This is a genomic window from Gilvimarinus sp. 1_MG-2023, assembly GCF_030548285.1.
Window position 1 is genome coordinate 1 of the sequence record NZ_JAUOSC010000046.1, and the last position, 626, is coordinate 626.

The 626-nt window shown below is 56.7% G+C and carries 1 protein-coding gene; it reads right to left on the reverse strand.

Annotated features, from left to right (window positions below; all coding sequences use genetic code 11):
- A partial coding sequence (locus Q4563_RS15555) for a chalcone isomerase family protein (RefSeq protein WP_303605102.1) occupies positions 1-626 on the reverse strand: 626 nt, incomplete at both ends.

Below are 626 nucleotides of genomic sequence, written 5' to 3' on the forward strand. Positions count from 1 at the left end.
GACTCACGCCATCCTCTGCCATGGCGTCAGTACTGTCGGGTAATTCGACGGCTGTATCCGCCGTTTTATCCAGCACTATCGCCGTCTCCGGAGCCGCCTGATTACTGACGGTACTGGCAACCACGTGCTCTGTAGCAGCTGCCGTTGATGCCGAAGCCGGTGCAGGAGCCGATACCGGAGCTGGAGCCGATACAGGTGCTGCAACCGCGGCTGCCGCATCCAATCGCTCACGTGATGGACGGCGGACCGGTTGGGCCGGTGGTTTGCTTGCGGCCAGCCACCCCTTGATCACTTGCTGACGCCCCGGTGCAGGTTGTATAGACAGCAACCGGGCCTCTTGCAACTGGCGCTGATCGGCAGACATATGCACCAGATCATCCTTGAATTTTTGTGAGCGAGGGTACTGCCCTACCCAGGCAGCCACTAACGCCCGTACAAACCCAGGATCATCCAACTGCAACAGCTCAACCCCGTTAACAGACACCAGCGTTTGATTGCTTTCGTTGGAAATCACCAGATGATCCCCTGCCAGCAAGTCATCCTTCAGCAAATGCATAAAACGGGTGACTTCCGTAACTCGCTGGTTCATTTCCTCTTCGCTGAGATTAATTGCCAGCCCTTCATTC